This window comes from Planctomycetaceae bacterium, from assembly GCA_041398785.1.
Classification (GTDB): domain Bacteria; phylum Planctomycetota; class Planctomycetia; order Planctomycetales; family Planctomycetaceae; genus JAWKUA01.
Window position 1 is genome coordinate 365159 of the sequence record JAWKUA010000001.1, and the last position, 21233, is coordinate 386391.

Annotated in this window: 10 protein-coding genes; 3 read left to right on the forward strand and 7 right to left on the reverse strand. The window is 60.1% G+C overall.

Features of this window, described 5'->3' with window-relative positions:
* Positions 1-269 precede the first annotated feature (269 nt).
* Positions 270-5174: a hypothetical protein gene (locus tag R3C19_01465; protein MEZ6059009.1), complete on the reverse strand. Its 4905-nt coding sequence runs from the start codon at positions 5172-5174 to the stop codon at positions 270-272.
* 450 nt (positions 5175-5624) lie between these two features.
* On the opposite strand from R3C19_01465, the gene R3C19_01470 reads away from it, so the two are divergent.
* Positions 5625-7874, forward strand: a complete 2250-nt coding sequence (locus tag R3C19_01470) for a serine/threonine protein kinase (GenBank protein ID MEZ6059010.1) — start codon at positions 5625-5627, stop codon at positions 7872-7874.
* A gap of 44 nt (positions 7875-7918) precedes the next feature.
* Here R3C19_01470 and R3C19_01475 read toward each other — a convergent pair whose 3' ends face one another.
* Complete coding sequence (locus tag R3C19_01475; protein MEZ6059011.1) at positions 7919-9778, reverse strand: sulfatase-like hydrolase/transferase; 1860 nt, start codon at positions 9776-9778, stop codon at positions 7919-7921.
* Positions 9779-10030: 252 nt separating this feature from the next.
* Here R3C19_01475 and R3C19_01480 point away from each other — a divergent pair, with 252 nt between their 5' ends.
* Positions 10031-11161 carry an aldose epimerase family protein gene (locus tag R3C19_01480; GenBank protein ID MEZ6059012.1) on the forward strand — a complete coding sequence of 377 codons (1131 nt, stop codon included), beginning with the start codon at positions 10031-10033 and terminating at the stop codon, positions 11159-11161.
* Here R3C19_01480 and trmB read toward each other — a convergent pair.
* The 3 genes from trmB to R3C19_01495 all read right to left on the reverse strand — a co-directional run bounded on the left by trmB (position 11145) and on the right by R3C19_01495 (position 13333).
* Positions 11145-11795: a tRNA (guanosine(46)-N7)-methyltransferase TrmB gene (gene trmB, locus R3C19_01485; protein ID MEZ6059013.1), complete on the reverse strand. Its 651-nt coding sequence runs from the start codon at positions 11793-11795 to the stop codon at positions 11145-11147. The genes R3C19_01480 and trmB overlap by 17 nt on opposite strands.
* 4 nt (positions 11796-11799) lie before the next feature.
* Positions 11800-12312: a 3-hydroxyacyl-ACP dehydratase FabZ family protein gene (locus R3C19_01490; protein ID MEZ6059014.1), complete on the reverse strand. Its 513-nt coding sequence runs from the start codon at positions 12310-12312 to the stop codon at positions 11800-11802.
* Between the two features lie 61 nt (positions 12313-12373).
* Positions 12374-13333 (reverse strand): HAD family hydrolase, encoded by a 960-nt coding sequence (locus R3C19_01495; GenBank protein MEZ6059015.1) that lies wholly within the window; start codon positions 13331-13333, stop codon positions 12374-12376.
* A gap of 319 nt (positions 13334-13652) precedes the next feature.
* Here R3C19_01495 and R3C19_01500 point away from each other — a divergent pair, with 319 nt between their 5' ends.
* Positions 13653-14975, forward strand: a complete 1323-nt coding sequence (locus R3C19_01500) for a PQQ-binding-like beta-propeller repeat protein (GenBank protein ID MEZ6059016.1) — start codon at positions 13653-13655, stop codon at positions 14973-14975.
* 128 nt (positions 14976-15103) lie between these two features.
* Here R3C19_01500 and R3C19_01505 read toward each other — a convergent pair whose 3' ends face one another.
* Both R3C19_01505 and R3C19_01510 read right to left on the reverse strand, forming a co-directional pair.
* Entirely contained in the window at positions 15104-16642 is a 1539-nt protein-coding gene (locus R3C19_01505; GenBank protein ID MEZ6059017.1) for a hypothetical protein, read from the reverse strand.
* 125 nt (positions 16643-16767) lie between these two features.
* The gene (locus R3C19_01510; protein ID MEZ6059018.1) at positions 16768-21102 is read right to left on the reverse strand and encodes a beta-propeller domain-containing protein; all 4335 of its coding nucleotides are present in this window, start codon (positions 21100-21102) and stop codon (positions 16768-16770) included.
* Positions 21103-21233 lie beyond the last annotated feature (131 nt).

Sequence of the window (21233 nt, forward strand, 5' to 3'; positions counted from 1 at the left end):
GAGACCCAAAGATGTGTGGTTCGATGATCGAAAAATGCATGCGAAGACGTCCGAAAGACTTTTGACGGGGCCTCCGCGTATCCCCTGGCAGGAGCCGCTTCACGCGAGCCCAAAATCAGGTTCCAGCGAGATTCCGCCCCGGATTGGCGAACTGCCGCGGGACGTTCTTCCGGATAGTCATTCTCCCCGGCAAGGAAAGAACGAAGCGGTTGTCGCTGATCGTATTGACAACTTGAGTGACCGCGAACGTGTTGTTCGTCACCAAATCTCTATTCCGCCGCGACGGTAACCGACCCTTCTGTAATTTTGATCCCGGACTTCGAACCCGATTTCTTGGTGTATGAGTTCTTCCATGTCAGGTCGTATGTTCCTGGCTGCAAATCGGAAAACGTGACGCTGCCCCCTTTGCCGGGGCTCTTTTTCATTCCGGGAGTCGGGCCCTTCAACTCCACGTCAAAAACTGCCCGGCTGCTGAATGTCACCACGACGGCACCGAGATTCGGCCTGGTTTCCTTCATTTCCGGCCCGGGTTCACGGTACAGCAGGACTCGCCTGCTGTCCTGCACGAAAAGTCCGACGCGGTTGGTGACCTTCACGTACAGTTCGGCAGTCTGCTGGTTTCGCTGCCTCTGGTTTGGCGGCACGGGCGGGACCAGTGAGCCCAAATCAGCGGGCGGGAATTCGAAGCGAGCCTGCTGTTCCGGTTCAAACACGCCACCTGATTCGGGCAGCGGAATCTCCTTCAGCTTGCCTTCATCAAAGCCAACGGCGACGCTTTTGATGCCGGACTGGTCATCTCTCACGCGGACAGAACCTCGCAGAGTTTTCGTAACATCCTGATCGTTTCGCGGCAGCTCAATCTGAACAATTTCGGGTTCCGATACATCGAATGTGAACGCCGCGTCGTCGCTGCCCAGATCGGCCGGCGGTTCCGTCTGCCGTAACGTGCTTCGCAGCGTAAACCGACCTTCCCCCAGTCGCGTCCTGAAGTCCGAAAAGTCAACTTCCGGCAGCTTCGTGTCCGTCGACAGCAGCCAACCGACGCCTTCACCGGGCCGGACGATGGCGCTGCTGACTCGCGGTCCCCGGAGCTTAATCAGCGGATAGGATGTTCGTGAATTGTTGCCCTGCAGGACTTCCACGCGCACCAGGTATTCGTTGCCGCTGCCCAGAGATTCCGTTCCTCCGTGGATTTCGACTTCGCCGCGGAATTCGGCTGTTTTCCAGTCCGCTCCCAGCAGTAATTCGTTGTTGAGCCATTGTGCCTTGACAGCATCGGGGTTCAGCAACTGCAGGTCGGCATGGATCGAAGGGTGTTCGCCCTGGAGCAACTCGGGATTTCCTGAGCGGCTCAGTTTCCAGCGCCACGCTGCGGGGACTCCCGCCGCGGACACGCTGAATTCCAGGTCGCTGTTTCCGCCGCGCAGCTCCTGTTCAATCTGCGGCTGGAACGTAATGCGAGCGATCTGCTCCGATTCCAGGTCGGCCAGGCCGCTGAACGGAACTTCGACAAGATTCTGCAGCCCGCGATTCAGTTTGACGTCAACAGGAAGCTTCGCCGGACGCAGCACGCTTTCATCCAGAATGGTGTTGCGTCTTAAGGGAATGGACAGAGTTCTGGACGACGCATCGTACTGCGGTGTCGGTCTGACAACGTACTGGTCGGCTCCATACGGATCCGGGTAGACGTCGACCTGAACCGTGGCACTTTTGCCGGCCGGCGACAGCGGCGTCACACGGAACTGCAGCCCATGGGAAATCAGAAACTGCGGGGCTGCGGGAGCTGCTGCTGCGGCCGCTGGTGGTGCCTGACCTTCGGCGGGAGGCAGCAGCGGAATCGCGGCTTCGTTGTCCGTTTCGGAGAAGCTGACCGTACGCTTCGCGCCGATTTCGGTCAGTTCGCTGTTTTCATCCCGGACAAAGATCTGAACGTCGGCCTGCGGCATGATGTCTCCCGGCGGACGCACCAGCCTCACGGATAACGGCAAGGGAGCGTCAGCGGGCGTTTTTGGAATCAGCTCGAGCAGTTTTCCGTTGGCACCAATGCGGGACAGGATCTTCTTGTTGCCGGAGTAAAACGCGATATCCCACAGCGACGGGTCAGTGGCCGGAAACACGGTGAGCGACGTCGTTTCCTGAACGATGCCGTACGCGTCGACTCGGACGATCACGACCGGTGCCACCTGCTTCAAATGCGAACTGCCTGAACTCGCGACGGACAAGCGCAGCAGATTGTCGGCGGCGGGATGCAGCGTCTTCCAGCGACCGTCGCCGGGATCCTGCCGAGCACCCTCCGGTCGCATCAATTCGCTGAAGACGTAGATCGAGTCACCTTCCGGCACTCCGGCAATCGGCACGGTTACGGAACCGGCGTCCGACGTTTCCAGCCGCTTTGAGATAGCGGCCAGCGCGCTGACCGGACGTGCTGCTCTGAGATCAAACAGTTGTCTTAACCGCTGGGCGTAGTCGCCGACGGAAGAGTGGCGTTGCAGATCATCCTGAATCAGCGACCGGAAATCTTCTTCCGATGTCAGCAGCGCAGGGGCTTCGGTATCCTGACCGCTCAGCAGCGAATTCCACGCACTGCGCAGCCGTGTTCCCAGGACCACGCGGCTCTTAATGGCATCAATCGTCCGTCCGTCCGACGCTTCATCCCTCTGCAGGTCGGCCACCAGTTGTGACCACAAAGTCCAGAGTTCCGTATCGGCATCCGAGTATCCCGTGGCGGACAGCGCCCGGATTGACCAGAACGCCATCCAGAGGCCGGTTTCCGACATCCCCTGGCTTCGAGTTCCGCCGGAAGGCGACACCTTCTGCAGCGCCAGTGAAATCTGTTCGCGCTGTTCGAATGAGACCCACGGATCGTTCAGAACATCGAACTGCTGGTCGACGGCAAGGCTGCCTCGCGATGCGGACGCGAACATTCCTTCGGCGACGCTGCGAAGACGAGTGAAGCGGGTCACCTGATCGTCGACACCGACCGGGCTGCCCTGAGGTTCCGACAGCGCGACCATGTCGTCGAAGCTGCCCTGCAGATTCGTGCTGTTCAGCACTGCCTGAGGAAAACTGCGAACGTTCACCGCAGCGCCGCCTGTCGCGTCCGAAATCTGCGATGCCGATGTCAGTTCGTTGCCGGACAGCACGACTCGTTCCTGCTGCTGAGCCAGCAGCTCCAGCAGCGCCGGCAATTCGGCGTGTTTTGCGTCCAGAACCGCCTGATCACGATTGATGGTCGCAGCGGTTGTCTGAGCTTCACCGAGAATTCGGTTGGCTTCATCAAGTTGTTTCTCCGCCAGAGTCAGCGCTTCATCGCCGACGGCCAGCCAGCGTTCGGCGGCTGTCGTCCTGATCAGCGCCTGTTCGATGTTGGTTTGGATCCGATTCCAGGCCGCCGCACGAAGATGCTCACCACCGGACGCGAAGCCGGTAGCGAGACGAAGTGTCTGCCGCCTTGCCGTCAGGATTTTCGAAAGCAGCGACAACGCCCGGGAACTGCTCTGAGCGCGCGGAAACAACTCGTTCAGCGCCACGAGTTCATGAGGCCACTCGTCTGAGCGCCACGCGCCGCTGCGATTCAGGTTCTTCAGAAACGCGGGCCACTGTTGTATCGCCTCGGTGCGCTGTTCGGCCGGCAGTTGATCAAAGGACGCTGCCAGTTCCTGCAGATGGTCACCGACAAGCCAGTCGATGAACTGCAGCCGGTTGCGGTCCTCGGCGAAATAGTCGCGGGCGGGGGTCAGGCGATCTCCTTCCTGAGCACTCGTCACCTGATCCATCACGCCCCGCGGGTCCGGCGGCCGAGTTCTGTTTTCGGCGCCGCCGGCATCCTTGTCGGAGGTGTCTTCGGCCAGCGGCGGCTGAACCCACAGTCGCAGTTCCTGAAGTTCCCGCGACACGACGGATGAAGTCGCACCGCCAACGGTTTTCTGAATCGTGCGTATCAGAGCGTCGGCCGAGTCGTGGCAGCGAGCGAACGTGTCGTCGTCATTCTGCCGGAGTGCCAGGTCCGCACTGAGCAGCAACTGCTGGAGATTCAGCCATTCGCGCCATGCCACGGCTGCGGCGATTCCCTGTTCGCGCAATTCATCGCGTTGTTTCCACAGCGCTGCCATCTTTTCCGAAGGAGTCGCGTCGCGCGGCCGGGAGGCGGTCGATTCCGCGGCGGGAGCGTCGCCTTCAGCAGCCGCCGGCTCCTCAGTTTTCTCTGCTGATTCCGAGGCCGGGGCCTTATAAACGACCTGAGTCAACAGGCTGGCGCTGGACGCCGTCCGGCCACCGTCGAACCGGGCAATCGTCTGCGTGCCCCCGAACGATTTCGCGTCAACGGAGCTTCGGATGGCGGCTTCCAGATCGCCGATCGTCTCTGCTTTCCCGTCTTGAAAAGCCTGTGCGACGGCGTGGCCGAATGCCGTTCCGGAGAAGGAAATCCGATCCGGCGTCGCCGGACTGCCCGGTTCGGCGGGCGCAGTTGTTTGGGGAGTCCTGGAAATGACCGGCCAGTTCCGTTCACCCGACGCCGCGGAACAGATCACTGTCAACCGGCGGTACGGATGATCTTTGGCGTCACCGTCTTTGGCCGATTCCAGAATATGTCGAACAACGGCGACGTTGTCGTTGGCGAGGACTCCGGTCGTCAGACCGGGGCGTGTCTGCGAAACGTCCAGCAGCAGAACAACGCTGGCAGGTGACGATTCCAGCAGCGTGTCGAGCAGCGACCGCAGCGAGGTATCGGCATCGCCCGAGCCGGACAGCAACTGCAGGTCCAGCACGTCATCTTTTTCGATCTGAGCGACGGCATTGACCGAACAATAGACGACCAGTGCCGCGTTCCTGGGAACGTCCGCCAGATCGGTTTTCAACTTTGCCAGGTCGGTCTTCACCGGAGCGGCGACGCGAGCACTGTTCTGTTCATTCAGGCCGGTGAAAACCGTCTGCAGTTGTTCGACATCTCCCAGCGCGGCCGAGTTCGGAGACAGTCGCTGCTGTTCGTATCCGGTTTCCACAATGCTGACGAACTGCACCGGCGTTGTTGAACCCGGCCAGATGATCCAGATGCCGAACGACAGCAGCAGGAACAGCACTGCCGCAAGTCCGGCAATCTTCTGTTTGCGGCTGCTTTTGCGTCGACGTCCGCCGCCGGGCCGCCAGTTGCGTGAGTGGGATCTTGAGGACACGATTCTCAGCCCGATGGGTTCTGATTTGCGAATCAGCGAGTGCCACGTTTGATGAACGCCGGACACGTAGGCAATCGTATGCTATCAAGGCCGGGCGGCATGGCAAAAGGAACAGCAGCGGATCGGCGTTGGCAAGATTTCACCGCCAGCAAGCCATCAACTCACGAAATCTCCGGCTTGCCTGGACTGCCTGGTTCGACTGAGAACGCGGCGGCGCCGGAGCTTTACTCGCGGCAACGCACTGGCACCGCGAAAGGTGCGATCATCCTGATAACCGGACGTCGTCGCCCTCTTGCGTGACAGATGCCTATTCGGCAGTGTGGAATCGTCGGCCGCAACGGCGTACCGTAGCAGCGGGATCGTGGCACGACGACGTGCCCGAACCTGCCGGGCGGCAACACGGCGGCACGACGTCTGATTTCCCGATCTCCTGAATCGGAGACCTCTCTTATGGTGCATGACGACAACCTGGACACGTCGATGCCGTCGGTGGATCGCGTCAATGAATTGCTGGACCGCTGGCAGGCCGCTCGCAGAGATGGCAGGGAGTTGAGTCCGGAAGAACTCTGCCGCGACTGTCCCGAAATGCGCGGACTGCTGGAATTGAAGATTCACGCGCTGCAGAGAACGGACACGGTGGTGAGCGACGATCCGGATTCGGAATTCAACGCTGAAGGAAGCAGCGAAACTCTGTGTGTGAACAGCGAAATCACGGATCTGGCATTTCACGCAAAGGGCGGTCTGGGAGCCGTCTACCGCGCGACGGAGAAGGAACTCAACCGCGAAGTCGCCGTGAAGTTTCTCCACCGCAACCTGGTTGACAACCTGGAATGCCAGCACCGGTTTCAACTGGAAGCCGAAGTCACGGGACGGCTCGAACATCCCGGCGTCGTTCCATTGTACGGCATTGGCCGCGCGGACGACGGACGGCTGTTCTACTACATGAGGTACATCGATGGCGAAACACTCGACGACGCCATCTGTCGGTTCCACAAGGCTCGAACCGGTCGAAAGTCGCTGGGAACTCACAGCGTGGAATTCCGCAGACTGCTGACCTGCTACGTGTCCGTTTGCCGGACCATCGCGTACGCGCACAATCGCGGCATCGTGCATCGCGATATCAAACCGGCCAATGTCATGCTGGGACGCTACGGTGAAACAATCGTTGTCGATTGGGGCCTGGCGGTACCGGTCATGCGCGATGACCGATTTCGGCTCAGCGGCGAAGCGACTCTGATGCCGCAGTCCGGTGGCAATTCCGGAACATCCTCAGGCGCGGGTGTGGGGACTCCGGCCTACATGAGTCCCGAGCAGATGACCGGTCTGGCGCCGACTCCTGCCTGCGACGTCTACAGTCTTGGTGCGACGCTGTACCGCATTCTGACGGGCGAACCGGCGTTTGTCGCAAACCGAGCCGAACGGCTGGCGTGGCTTGTGCTGCACGGCGATTTTCGAAAGCCGCGGGAAGTCTGTCCCGCCGTTTCGCAGACTCTGGAAGCCGTGTGTCTGAAAGCCATGGCGCTGCAGCCGACAGCGCGATATCAGACAGCGCTTGAACTGGCTGACGATGTCGAAAACTATCTGGCCGATGCTCCGGTCACGGCGTATCCCGAACGACTGACTCAGAAAATCCGCCGCTGGGCGCGACGCCACAAGGCTGCCACGCGGTCCGTTCTTCTGGCGGCGGTGGCGATTCTGCTCATCAGTTTCTTTTCCGCCCTGCGAATGAAACGCCTTGCGTTTCTGGAATCGGAAGCTCGCGAAGAAGCAAGCCGTCTGTACGTCACGGCCGAGGAAGCGCGAGAGACCAATCTGAAGAACTCCGCCGGCTTTCTGGCACAGGCGATCGGGTACGAGATCGATCGGCGCTGGCGACTTCTGGAAACCGAAGTCCGGTCCGAGGAACTTCGTCGGATGGTCCAGGAAATCAACGCCAATTCCGGCAACGCCGTGCTCCGGCGCCCGCTGCAAAGCTGGCTGAACGATCGCCGTGTTCTGAAGGAAACCGCGGTGCAGAATTCCGCGTGGTGTGTCTACGACGCCGACGGAATTCAGGTCGCGCGGTCGCCGCGAGCGGACAGTATCGGCAGAAATTTTCGGCACCGCGACTACTTTCACGGCTTCGGTCGCGACCTGGACGGTGGCGACGAACGGCTGAACGAAGTCCGGCCGTTTCAGTTCGTGCTGGACCGCGTCAGCGGACAGGATGCCGTTTATATGTCCTGCGTGTTCGAAAGCACCAACACGCGAACTCTGTTTGTTTCGTTCACCGCACCGATCTGGGACAAGCCGGAGGAAGCTGATGATCGGTCACCGATCGGAGTGTTTTCGCTGCCGGTCGAAATCAGCCAGTTCGACATGCCGCCGAACGCGATGCTGTTTCAACTGGACAACGATCCCTTTGAAGACAAGCCCGGGCTGATTATCGCTCATCCGCAACTCGGTGATCGCAGCGAGAACGACCTTCCGCCGCGCGTGTCCGACGATGTGCTGGAACTGGCCCGCGTGCTTCGCAATGAGCGGCTGCGGTCTCGACGAGCGGGCAGCGTGTCCGCGTCCCGGCAGGACGCCTTCATTCGGGAATTCGCGGACCCAATCACATCGCAGGTGGCTCCGGCGGTCATCGAACCGATTGTCGTACCGGGTCGCCCGGAAGTCATCGCCGACACCGGCTGGTTCGTTGTCGTTCGCGAACTGTAGAGACGCCCGGTGGATCAGTTGATGCCATCATCCGTCGTCGATGGCTATTCCGACGTTTGTCCCAGAATATGGTCGACCATGCGTTTCACGTATTCTCCTGACGCATTCATCGACTTCACAGTTTCCTTTGCTGCAGCCGCGGCGGAGCCCATATCGTCCAGTTCCACCAGCGCGGCATGACGGACAAATTCGCTGTTGTCGGACAGTGCTGTCACCACTGTCGGTAGTGCGTCTTCGGTTCGGCCCGCGCGATGCAGACCTCGCGCGGCGGCAACTCGCACGGCCCCGGATGCATCGGTCAGCCGAGCCGTCAGCGTGCGGATGTCCTCATCGGAAACGGCTGGCAGGTTTCCAAGTCCCGTGGCAGCCCACCAGCGGACAGCCGCATCATCCGACGCCGCGGACGCTCGCAGAGTCGCCGCGTCCTCAGCCGCGGGTTGGCGAGCTATCAGAGCAATGTTCAGCAGTTGTTCGCAGCGCTGCTGGCCGCCATTCTGATGCAGAATTCCCCAGCGGCTGCCGATCTGCTGTTCTTCCGCATCCAGGATCGGCTCGGGAATCAGCTGAGCATCGCGAACATCCAGTTGCCAGCGACTGCATTCCTGCTGCAGACGAGCCAGCAGTTCGGCGCGCTGCGGATCACCCGCCAGATTGTGAAGTTCGAACGGGTCGTTCTGCAGATCATACAATTCGTCGGCCGGACGCTGAGGCGCCAGAAACTGAGCAGACTCCGGGTGCAACCGACCTTCCGCCAGCAGTCGCCGCATTTCCTTTCGGACAACGCTGTTTTCGGAATAGCCGATGTGCTGCAGAGCCGGCCGCCACGGCATGAAGTTTCTGACGTACCGATACCGGTCGTCTCGCACGGAACGCACCATGTCGAACCGCTCATCCACGCGATCGCGGGCACCGTAAATGTACCGGCGCGGTTCCGGAAGATTCGGTCCCAGAAACGGCTGGCCGAACATGTGATCGGGAACTTCGACTCCGGCCAGATTCAGGACGGTCGGCCCCAGATCGATAAGATTGATGAGTTGATCGCTGACGCTTCCGGGAACGCCCTGACCGGCGACGCGATACTTTTCCGGGACGCGAGCGATCATTGGCACCAGAGTACCCGTGTCGTAGATCCAGCGTTTGGCTCGGGGAAATCCGTCGCCGTGGTCGGACCAGAAGATCACAATCGTGTTGTCCGCCAGACCGGCTTCATCCAGTTCCCGCAGGTAGTTTCCGGCGGTTTCGTCCATCACCATGATCAGATCCAGCAATCGAGCTTCCGCGGCTCTCACATCCGGTGTATCGGGATAGAGCGGAGGGACGACGATCTTCGCGGGATCGTGCAGCCGTTCTTTGGGAATCCCCTCGACGACCTTTTCCCAGTTGGCAGGCCAGATCCGGCTTTCATGCGTCATCGTCAGATTGAACACGGCAAAGAACGGCTGATCGTCGCTGCGCCGGTTTTTCCAGTGAGCCTTGTTCGACGATTCGTCCCAGACGTCTTCAACCTTCCAGTGGAAGTTGTAGTCGGTCTTCGAATTGTTTGTGCAGTAGTATCCCGCCTGCTTCAGGTACTGTGGAAAGCACTTGACGTGTTCCGGCAGAGTCGCCTTCGACCGCATGTGATTCGCTCCCAGGCCGATCGGGTACATTCCGGTGATGATGCCGGTCCGGCACGGAGCGCAGACTCCGTGGGGCGTGAACGCTCGCGTGTAGCGGACTCCTTCCGTGGCCAGACGGTCCAGATTCGGAGTGGTTGCGTTCGCGTCTCCGTAACAGCCCAGATGCGCACTAATGTCTTCGCAACTGATCCACAGGATGTTGGGACGGTCGTCAGCCGCGCACTTCGTCTGGCGGCAGGGAAACGCGGCCAGAATCAGAACAACGGCGGTCAATACGCAGCGCATGGAGCAGGTTCCCGATGAATTGCGGCAAGTCAGCAACAGACACCTCCCATAGTGCCACCAGTTGCCGCGACGATCAAGCATGACCGACCCGTTCACCGGAATCCGATGCCTGCCGCGACTGCCTTGTTTCGGTTGACCGACAGATCCATAATCACGGCCGCAGCGCTGCGACCGGCGGCATTTCGTCCAGCGACACTCGAAGCGGCTTTTCACTTCGACGATTCCATTCCTGTCCCAGGTGAGTCCATCACAATGAAAACGACTGTTTGCTTTTTGTGCCTCGGTTTCATGCTGGCATCCGCCGGCGCAAACGCGGAAGTCCCCGGCGCGGAAGCCTTTGGAAAGACAAAAGACGGAGAAGCCGTGGAAAGCTATACACTAAAGAGTGATCAGGGTCTTGTTGCAAAAGTCATCACACGCGGCGCCACGCTGGTGGAGCTTGATGTGCCTGACCGAAACGGGCGGTCTGCCGATGTTGTCCTGGGTTTTGACACCGTTGCCGGATATGAATCTGACGACAATCAGTACTTCGGCACAACCGTCGGGCGAGTCGGAAACCGGATTGCAAAGGGCCGATTCACTCTGGACGGTAAAGAGTATCACCTGGCCATCAACAACGACCCCAACCATCTGCACGGCGGAGTCGAACGAAGTCTGGACAAAGTGGTGTGGGCCGCTGAACCGTTCGAAAACGATCGAGGCCAGGGAGTGCGATTTTCCTATACAAGTCCCGACGGCGAAGAAGGCTATCCGGGAACTCTGCACGTCGAAGTCAGCTACTTTGTTCCCAAATCCTCAAATCGTGTTGGTATCCGGTACCGAGCCACGACCGACAAGGCGACTCCCGTCAACCTGACGAATCACAGCTATTTCAACCTGGCAGGAGCCGGAAGTGAAACCGTGCTGGATCACACGCTGATGCTGAACGCCGACAAGTACACTCCGGTTGACGACACACTGATTCCGACGGGAAAGATTGAATCGGTGGAAGGTACGGAACTGGACTTTCGGAAAGCCAAACGCATCGGCGACGACATCGGCCCGCTGACAGACACCGGCGCAATTGGTTTCGACCACAATTTTGTGCTGAACGAGAATGGCGGCGATCGACGTCGCCGGCTGGCCGCCGTGCTTACGGATCCGGGTTCCGGCCGCGTGCTGACCGTGCGGACCACCGAACCGGGGGTCCAATTCTATTCGGGCAATTTCCTGAAGGGCCAGAAGGGCAAAAACGGTCGCACATACGCTCACCGCAGTGCGCTGTGCCTGGAAACTCAGCACTATCCGGATTCCGTCAACCACGAGAATTTCCCGACGACAATTCTGCAGCCGGGGCAGGAACTGCGCAGCTCGACCGTCTTCGAATTCAGCGTGGCGGATTAGATTCGCGGACCGCTGCCCGCTGCCACAGGCCGCGATAGATTGGCAGACCCAGTTTCCTTTTTTTGCGTTCGAAACTGGTCTGATAGTCCATATCGTGGCCGGGGCTGCGTTCCGCCGGCGGTTCCAGCGCGGTGAACTGCAAGTGGCTGTTCATCAGATCGCTGATGATGTCGAAGTATTCCGCCACGTCGGACCAGGAATGCACTTCCCCGCCGGGCCGGACAACTCCTGCCAGCATGTCGACGAACTCCGGTGTGAACAGCCGGCGTTTGTGGTGACGCTTCTTCCACCACGGATCGGGAAAGTACACGTGCGCCGCGTCGACGGAATGCGGTTCGATCATTTCCGTCAGGACTCGCCGACAGTCACCGCCGATCACGCGGGCATTCGTGAGTTCGCCCTTCATCAGGCGAGTCGCCGTGCGGCGGCCTTCGCGATAGTCGATTTCCAGTCCCAGATAATTGATGTGCGGATTGGCCGTCGCCGCGGTGTGCAGAAACAGGCCGCGCCCGCAGCCGATGTCGAGCTGAACCGGGTTGTCGTTGCGGAAGAAGTCGGACCAGTCAAGCCGGTCACCGACGTCGGCGATTACCTGGAACCACGGCTTCAGCGGTTTGATGGGGGCCGTCTGCATCAGTTCAGCTGCCCTCGTCGCCTTCCACCACGGCGCGGTTCACGGTGACGCCCAGCATTTCGCCTTCAAACATCAGTTGTCCGTCGACGAATCCCTGGAACTGAAACTGCGCCAGCCTGCGAGCTCGCACACGAGTCACCTGCGCCACCAGATCCAGCCTTGAGCCTGGAAAGATGGGCTTCCGAAAGCGAACGGAATCCATGCCGCCGAACCCCAAATAGTCGCCGCCGATCAGGTCGTACTTTCTGGCGTAAAATCCCCCCAGCTGCGCCGCGCTTTCACACTGGACGACGCCGGGCATCAGAGGAAAGTCCGGCATGTGGCCGCGGACCCAGAATTCCTGATCGGTGATCTGCTTGTAGCCGACAATCAGGTGTTTCGGTTCGTCGACATGAATTATCGCGGTCAGTTGCTCCATCTCGTGACGCTGCGGATTGATCTCCCGAATATCGTCGATGGAAAACAGCGGCCTGGAAAAATCAAACCGGCTCATGTCGACCAGTGGTTCAGATGGCATGGACGAAACTCGTGGTGGTTACTTCGGCTTCAGAAGGGCACGGAACAGCCGCCGGTAACGCTCAGCGGCCTCCGACGATGTCTGAGATCTGGGTCAGATCCGTCACCAGGCGATCGGGGCGAGTTGCGGAATCCTTGAGCATTTCGACAGGAGCTTCAAGCCCGTTTTTTTCCGCGGCCAGCAGCGCCGTTTTCATTCCCGCAGCCTTTGCGGGAACCAGGTCCGTGGTCAGCCGGCAACTGACGTGCAGCGTTTCTTCGGGAGCAATGCCGATGCTGCGAAGTTCCTCGCATGCTGTGGAAAACAGCGACTTCGACGGCTTTTTGACACCCAACTGATGGGAAAACAGGATCGTCTCGGGACAAAAAACGGTCGGCAGCGGCGGGAGTGTACCCTGAGCTCCCAAAGCCCGCAACAACTGCACCATCGTGAACGACTGACCGTCCGCCAGCAATCCCTGCTGAATCTCCAATGCGGCCAGGTCCGTCATTACCTGCACCGCTCCGCAGCGAGCCTCCAGCGCCTGCAGATTGCAGTGAAAGAAGTACGCGATCTTCTGGCACAACTGACGGACGTCTCCATAGATTCCGGCGTCGTAGCTGTAATCCTTGTCATACAGCCGATCGACGATGCCTTCCCAGACATCCACCAGGTCGACGTCGGTGAAGTCGCCGCGGCGTTCGGGCGCCATCATCGACAGCCGCTGAGCGTAATCGCGGTACTGATTGATCATCGATTTCCACGGCGGCCCCGGCTTGCGGTACATGCTGTGCCACATGTGAAATTCGTGAATCGTCTTGTCCAGAGCAATCTGCAGCCGCACTTCGTCATTCGGAAACAGCGAGAACCCGCCGTCGGAAGTCCGCAGGATCGTTCCATAGACATCCCACAGCACGGCACGAATTCCCGGCAGCGGCTTCAGCTTCGGCACTGCCCTGACAGGTGTGGGAGCCGGCACCGAGGGCCAGATCAAATCCCGTTCGTCCAGTGAATCAGCGTACTCAGCAAGCGACAGTGGCATTTGTGGAAATGGAAAACGACAAAGAAGCGGCAGACAACTTCCGCCGGCGGCACCGGACGATGCGATCCGGTTTGCAGCGCGCAGAAGTCGGAAGTCGAAGGTGTCCGCCGCGACCGGCGGAATTCTCAGTTGTGGTCGGAGCGTAGCCCGATTTTCAGGCCGGGAAAAGCCTTCCCCGGCGACCGAATTCGACATCCCGGCAAAACCATCACAGGAGTCCCGACAATCCGATTTCCACGAAGAAACTGACGCGCCGCGTGATGGCTGTCCTGCTAATCTTCGCCCGTCCCGGATACAGGTTTGTCAGGAAAGGATGATCATGACACACGGTTTCCGAATCGCCGTCGCGGCGGCTGTCGTCTGCTGTCTTGGCTCCGCGGGCTGCGGTCCCGATGCGGTCCCCGTTCAGGAGCTGTCGACGTCAGCCGATGCAATTGCCCCGGCGTCCCCGATCGTGGTTTCGCCCGACGACTGGCCGTGGTGGCGAGGTCCGACATTCAACAATGTCGCTTCGGATCAGTCCGTGCCGACAACCTGGAACGAATCGCAGAACGTCGTCTGGAAGACTCCAATTCCCGGCAGGGGACATGGTTCACCCACTGTTGTCGGAGACCGGATTTTTCTGTGTACGGCCGACGAGAGTCAGCAGCGGCAGCTCGTGCTGGGGCTGGATCGCGGCACCGGAGAACAGCTCTGGGAAACTGTGGTCCATTCCGGAGGACTTCCCGGTCGGCGTGAAATGCATCCCAAAAGTACTCACGCGAATTGCACCGCCGCCTGCGACGGCTCGCGCGTGTTTGTCGCATTCCTGAACAACGAGGAAATCACTGCCACCGCGCTGTCGACGGAAGGAGATATTCAGTGGCAGACGAAGCTGGGACACTTCGGTTCGAAATTCGGATACGCTCCGTCGCCGTGTCTGTTTGAATCGCTTGTCATCATCGCCGCTGATAATCGAGGCGGCGGCTTTCTGGCGGCTGTCCATCGTGAATCGGGCGAGATCGTCTGGCGCAAGGCTCGCAATAATGTCGACACGTATTCGTCCGCGATCGTGACAGTCGTCGCCGGGAAGCCGCAACTGCTGATTAGCGGCGATAACAAAGTCGCCAGCTACGATCCGTGGACCGGAAAGGAATTGTGGGACTGTCCGGGCACGGCCGAAGCCACGTGTGGAACCGTCGTCTGGAAGGACAATCTGGTCTACGGCAGCGGGGGCTATCCGGAACAACAAACGCTGTGCGTCGACGCCGCGAGTGGTCAGCCGGTATGGGAAGACGGCGTGAAGTGCTACGAACAGTCCATGCTGGTCGCCGGTGACTATTTGTATGCCGTCACCGATGACGGTATCGCGATGTGCTGGAACGCCGATACGGGCGATCGCCAGTGGCGACACCGGCTTTCCGGGCCCATCAGCGCTTCGCCGGTGCTCGTGGGAGACCTCATCTTCGCCACGAACGAATCCGGAACAACCTGGGTTTTTCGTGCCGCACCAGAGAGATTCGAACAGGTTGCGAAAAACCAGCTTGGCACAGAAAGCTTCGCGTCGCTGTCAATCTGCGGCGAGCGAATCTACGCGCGAGTCGCCTCCGACGCGGGCGGTGCCAGGCAGGAGTTTCTGTACTGCATTGGTGACCAGGAATGAAGCGGCATCGCGTGGACGCAACAGATTTGTCGTCGTCCCGCCGCTCGTCGATTTGAATTCCTCATTCACCGCCGCACCCCGCGGAACATGCTGCCACATGCGGAATCGACTGAAGTACCGTCCGACTGTCAGGCCGGGAGCGAGTTCGTTCGGTGGTTCAGCAGGTTCAGAATCAGGCCGGTCAGCGCCAGGGCATCACTGAGCGTTTCGTGAGATTCACTGGATTGCGGACGGCCGGCGTCGACAAGCAGGATGCGACTTTCGTCGTTCGAAACGTGTGCCGTGACGTGCAGTGCAGAACTGCGGGTGGCGCTGTTCAGCCACGAAGCGAGTTGCGAGTTGCTGAGTTGCCGGCCGCTGCGGTTGAAGACTTTCAGATGCCGATCATCTTCCGCCACGACGAATGCCGCTTCGGCATCAAACCGTTTCAGGGTGTCGAACACGGCTGGATCGGTTGCGTTGCCGGTGATCTTCGAAGGAAGTTCAGCAACCAGTGGACCGGCTCCGGGAGCGCCGCCGGAAGATTCAACAAGCTCCCTGAGGCGTTCGACGCACTTTGAGTCTTCCGCGAACAGAACAACGCGTCTTCGCACATCTGACGGAAACCACCGCCGCAGCCATTTCCGGTATTCGGGTTCAAAATCGACGCTGCGGTGCTGACCGCTGACTCGCACGGATCGAAATACCAATCCGGAACGGTTCGGCAGCGACGGCAGCGTCAGCAGCATCTCCGGAGCCTGCTGTGTGTCGCGATTTGAGCCATTTTCATCAGCAGCGCGGCCGGGGACGCCGGTGTCGTGACAGCCAGCCGGTTTGCTCGAATGCTCATTTCCCGGCTTTGGTGAATCGACTTCACTCGTCGTGTCGCGGCTTGTTCGAATCCGGTGCAGGAAGTCGTGTACCGAGGTCGAATGCAGCTCGGTTCTGACTTCGCCCGACGCTGCTGCGGAAACACGCGTTGTGGAAAAAAGTGCTGTGTGAAGAAGTGAAGTGTTGCGATCCGCGCGGACGGAAACGCCATATTTCTGCCACGGAACGCTGATGCCTTCGCCGGACCGGTCAAACACGTCGATGCCGGTGAATCCCGCCGCGCAACCGGCGCCGGTTACAATCACGCCGGCACTGACCGTCGGCATCGAGCGCAGGCATTCCTGAAGTGACGCGGTCGTGCAGCGACCGATGTCGATCACATGACATCCGTTCTGGCGAATCGAGGAAATCACTCCCGCGAAGATGTCGGGCGAATGCCGTCGACCGTCGAATCCGGCGGCGATGGAAATCTGTGACGCACAGCGCACGTAAGGCGCGCGGTTCGCGCCGTCGGCGGCTTCGGAGCGAGCGGCGTCAGACTCGGAGCCGGCATCGAAGTCAACTGAGGTACGTGTCAGGTGCGTTGCGAAGATTGCCGCCAACTGAGCCGCTTTCGTGCGATCCATGTCGTTCAGGTACGCGGCTCGCACGCCAAATGCCGTCCGTCGAATTCCCGGTTGGCGACAACTGGCAGCGCTGACGGCCTGGTGCGGGTATCGTTCGGTGGTTTCACTGTTCCGAAAACGCAGGTCGCATTGCAGACATGTCTGCCAGCCCGATGCCAGTCTGGCCGTGTGGACGGCGTGACTGACCGGCGACGATTCACCGGGGCAGAAATACACGTCGGACGCGGCCATCGGCAAGCGGCCAGCGCCAGAAGTTGTTATCTGAGAAGTCGCGTCCATGCGTTCTGTGTGCCCGTGAAGAGGAATCGGCGGAGTATCTGCGATTGACTCAAATCGGGCCAGATCGATCGTCGACCTTAAACGGCATCCAGTTCCAGCAGCAGACTGTCAATGTCGTTTTCGAAGACCGCGCCGAGCGATGCGTCGGCAACCTGGAAATCGGTTCGTGCGCTCCAGGCGGACGCGACTGTTCCGGACGGCGTGTCGCGGAATGCTCGAACCCAGGCGCTGTAACGGCCGGGGGACAGGCTTCCGGCGTCAAACGCGGGATCGGTCAGGTCCGTCAGGTGAACAACACGAGCACGGATCGATGTGCCGCGGGCGCTGACTTCGTTGATCCACAGTTCGACGTGTGTCGTGACAGCGCTGGTCGCCCAGGAAAGTTCGACACCGTCCACGGACAGACTCGGCGTGTCGCTGACGGCCATCGCATGCGGCCAGCCCCAGCGAGTTTGTCCGCCGCTTGTCAGCACAGCGCGGACCCAGACCTGGTATTCGCCCGGATTCAGATCGTCTTCGATCACGTGTTCCGTTGCGGCGATTCCGGCAAGCCGGTACGCCGGATCGGACTGTCCGACCTGCCGGACATAGATTTCGTAGGAAGCGGCTTCGGCAATCGGTTGCCACGACACGGCCTGCGGCTGACCCGGCAGCAGCGTACCGATGGGATCTACGAACACGGCGTCTCCATAAACTGCCAGCGTTGCTCGCTGCGACCACTGCGTCGCTGAACCATCCGCAAAGCTTGCTTTGACCCAGGCGTGATAGCGGCCGGGAGCGAACGGCGTGATCGTTGCGCCGGCAAGCGCTCCCGTACCGCCTTGTGCGACCTCCGTGTTGAATGTGGCCAGGGATTCAGCATCGTCGTTGATGCGTTCGCCGGTCACGGCATTTGCGATCCAGACTTCAAACGACTGCGCGCCGCTGGCCGCCGACCAGGTGAATCCGTTCGGCAACACGGTAACGTCCGGCCGGTCAGCGATCGTCAGGCGGTAGGTGTCACTCCATTCGGTCACGACGCCGGATGACAGCGCCGCTCGAACTCGGACCAGGCTGATTCCGGCAGGAAGTCCGTCAGGAAATCCGTACTGTGGGTCGGACAACCCCGCAGCTCGGGTGACGACTTCTGCATTCGCTTCCGATACCGCTTCGATCTCATAGCTGATCGCGTCTTGGGCGTTTTCCCAATGCACCAGCGGGGAGACATTGGCGGTGACGGCAACTCCGTCGCGAAATCGCAGTTTCGCGCCAAGGACGGAAAATCGGTCTTCGGATGACCAGTCGCCCCGGGTTCCGTCAGCAAACACCGCGCGGAACCATACGGAGTAGCGACCGGCAGACAGGTCGCCGACGTCCAACTGCGTACTTTCGACATGGCGATCCAGCAGCACAGGCTGGCGACTGTTTTCACTGCTGACCCAGACTTCGTAGTGACTGACGGGATTGCCGGTCAGAAGCTGCGTCTTCTCCGCAGCCGCCGCGCCGGCGGGAGTGACCTGAACGGCGCGCGAGCCACGGTCAGCGACGGTCGACCATTTCAGAAGTGCCGCTTCCGGTGAAAGCTCGTCGGGCGACGTTCGAACCGGACGTTCGTCGAAGAGACGGACAAGCGCGGCTTCCGACCAGTTGCTCCAGGAACCGTTCCTGAGTGAGTTGTCACGCGTGCGAACCTGAATCAGGACCTGCGCCGGTCCGGAGTATCCTCCCGCCGGCCGCCCTTCGACGATGGTTGAGGGATCGTGCAGCAGGGCGACGGACTGTTGTGATTCAAGACGCTGAATCGGCGCGCCGGAATCGGGATCCAGGATTCGAAACTCGTAGCTCAGTCGGCTGGTGGTCACGGCGTCGGCGTCCGTGAGTGAGTTCCAGTCGTCCGGCCGCAGACCGCTTCCGATATAGATCAGACCTGAGTCAGCGACCTCGCCGGTGAACCGCGTAACGAAGACGTCCTGCGTGCGAGCCACATAGTCCTGCACAAGTTCCGTTTGAGGAACGATGGGCACTTCGATCGGGTTGGGTTCCGGTGACGGAGGATCGACACCGGGACCGGGATCTTCAGCCGGATTCAGTTCAACGGATTCGATGACGGTATCCGGCGCGCCGAGATCAATCACACTGATCGAGTCTTCCGAAATCGCGTACAGATACTCTTCGACACGCACACTGCGCCGGACGCTGCCTGGCTGGTCGATGTCACTGACAACTTCGAAGCCGTTGATCGGATCGACGTGCAGCATGATCAGGCCGGCGGTCCAGGTGCCTACTTCAGGATTTGAAAACGGCACCGCCAGCAGTTGCCGGTCAGCGATGTAGTTGAATGCGTGGTGGTCAACCAGCGCCTCGGACTGTCCGCTTCGCCCGCCTTCGAAGGAGTACCGGTGCAGCAGGATCGGGTTCGCCATGTCGGAGACGTCAAACAGCGAGACCTGAACTTCCTGAAACAATCCGAAACCCGGCGGGTCATTGTCGTCCGCTCCGCGACCGACCGCCAGCAGCAGGTTTTCGTCGATCAGCTGCAGGTAGTCGGAGAATCCGGGAATCTTCAGTTCCCCGGTCACGCGGGGATTTGTCGGATCACTCAGGTCAAACGAATACACCGGGTCCACGCGCCGGAACGTTACCATCCACGCGCGGTCGCCGTCGAAACGCATGGCGTAGATGGTTTCCGTCGGCGCGATTCCTTCGACACTGCCGACCACATTCAGTGCATCACCGGTTTGTTCCAGCACGTAAAGATTGTTTTCCGAATCCACGCCGTTGAATGCCGCAGTTGTTGTGGCGACTCGCAGGTAGCCGTCGAATTCGTCAACGGAAAACTGATCGTGAACAGTTCCGCGAACACTTCCCGATGCCTCCAGCAGCATCCGTTCTCCGGTAAGACTGACCTTTGTGATGCGAACCGACGGCTGACTCTGATCGAGGATCCAGAAACGTCCATCCACCTCAACCTGCTGATACTCATTCGTCAGCAGGTAGATCGCGTCCTGCGAAGCGTACAGGATTGTTCCCCAGCCGCTGCCGACCGGAATGCTGACGTTGTCGACAGGACCGGGATTCGTTTCCGTAACGTTGAACTTCAGCACGTTGGTCTGTGAACCGGCAACGCTTTCGAAGTCCGTGTCGAGGAAGGAATCGTTCAGCCATCCGATTCGCTCCGGATCGCCCGAGATCGTGTCCCTGTAGATTCCCGGAGGCGTCGACCGTTCCACGACACTGTCCAGCGTCTGCAGAAACTCGTCGCGAGTCTGATATCGGTAGACGGCGTTTCCATCGTCGCCGAATCCGTCGAACACAACCTTCAGACCCGGCAGGTACGGCACGTTGAACGAGTTGTTGACGACAACGTAAACATCGTCCCCGATCGCTCGCGCGTTGACGTACGCGCCGTCCACGATTGTCTGCTGAACCAGGGATGGCTGAGCCGCATTTGTCACGTCGAACACGCTGACGGTCGTCTGAAGGCGAGGCAGCAGAACGGAATCCATCAGGCCGAGAACCGGCGGAGCCTCCGGACCGCTGTTCCCCGTCGCGATCACGGTCAGGCGACCGTTGTGCAGGAACATCGCCGATGGATACCCGTTCAATTGAGTGCGGGACACGACGTCGGCCGCTTCCCCGGACTCACCGATTGTCCGGACAATGACAAGTTCACCGTGAGTCAGGATGTAGAGGTACTGACCGTCTGTTTCGACGATGTCGCCTTCGTCAACGCCGGCCACCTGCACGTTGGTCTCGGAAAACGTCAGGCTGGCGGCCTCACCCGTCGTGATGCCGCGATCAAAAAGATCTGCTTCGGCAAGTCCGACACGAATGTCACCGATGACGGGCAGCCAGACGGCCGATGTTTCCTGACCGAACAGGTCTCCGTAGGCGGCGTCCGCATCGGACAGCAGCTTTTCGCGAACCGCCTCGCGCCATGCGCTGAGCGCAGGATCGGTGCGGCTGTAAATCAGCTCCGCATCGCGACCTTCCAGCAGCGCGTGAAATTCGCGGACGTCCCGGATGGGAGGCGTCACGACGCGATCCACGCCAGGACCGTCGTAATCCCCCGAGCCGCCGATGCGAAAGTGTTGCCGGGGAAATTCGGGAGCGGCAACGGTGACTTCATCCGTGACCAGATACGCATCCGTGACCGGTCCCTGCGCCGCAGTCGTCGAATCCGGCGAAGACAGGCGTGACAGAATCCAGATCTCATTGTCGACGACGTGGATTTCTTCGATGCTGATCGAATAGCCGGGGGCAGCAGTGTCTTCGGAAACGACAAACGTCTGTTCCACGACGGCGGCCGACCCGGTGGCGCTGAGAAGCTGTCTGGATTCCAGCACTTCGAGCGAAGCGTGTGTCCGCAGAGCTGCGAAGCGAGGCGACTGGCGGCGGGACCGGCGGCGACGTGATGATCGGTGAGCGAACATGATCGGTGGCTTTGAAAATGGTCTACAGGTTTTCCCGGACTCTACCGGAACCGGACGGTTGATCTCACCCTTTTCAGGGACTCACAGGCCGGTGAATTCCGGTGGAATCGGGCGAGCCGCGGGTGTTCGTC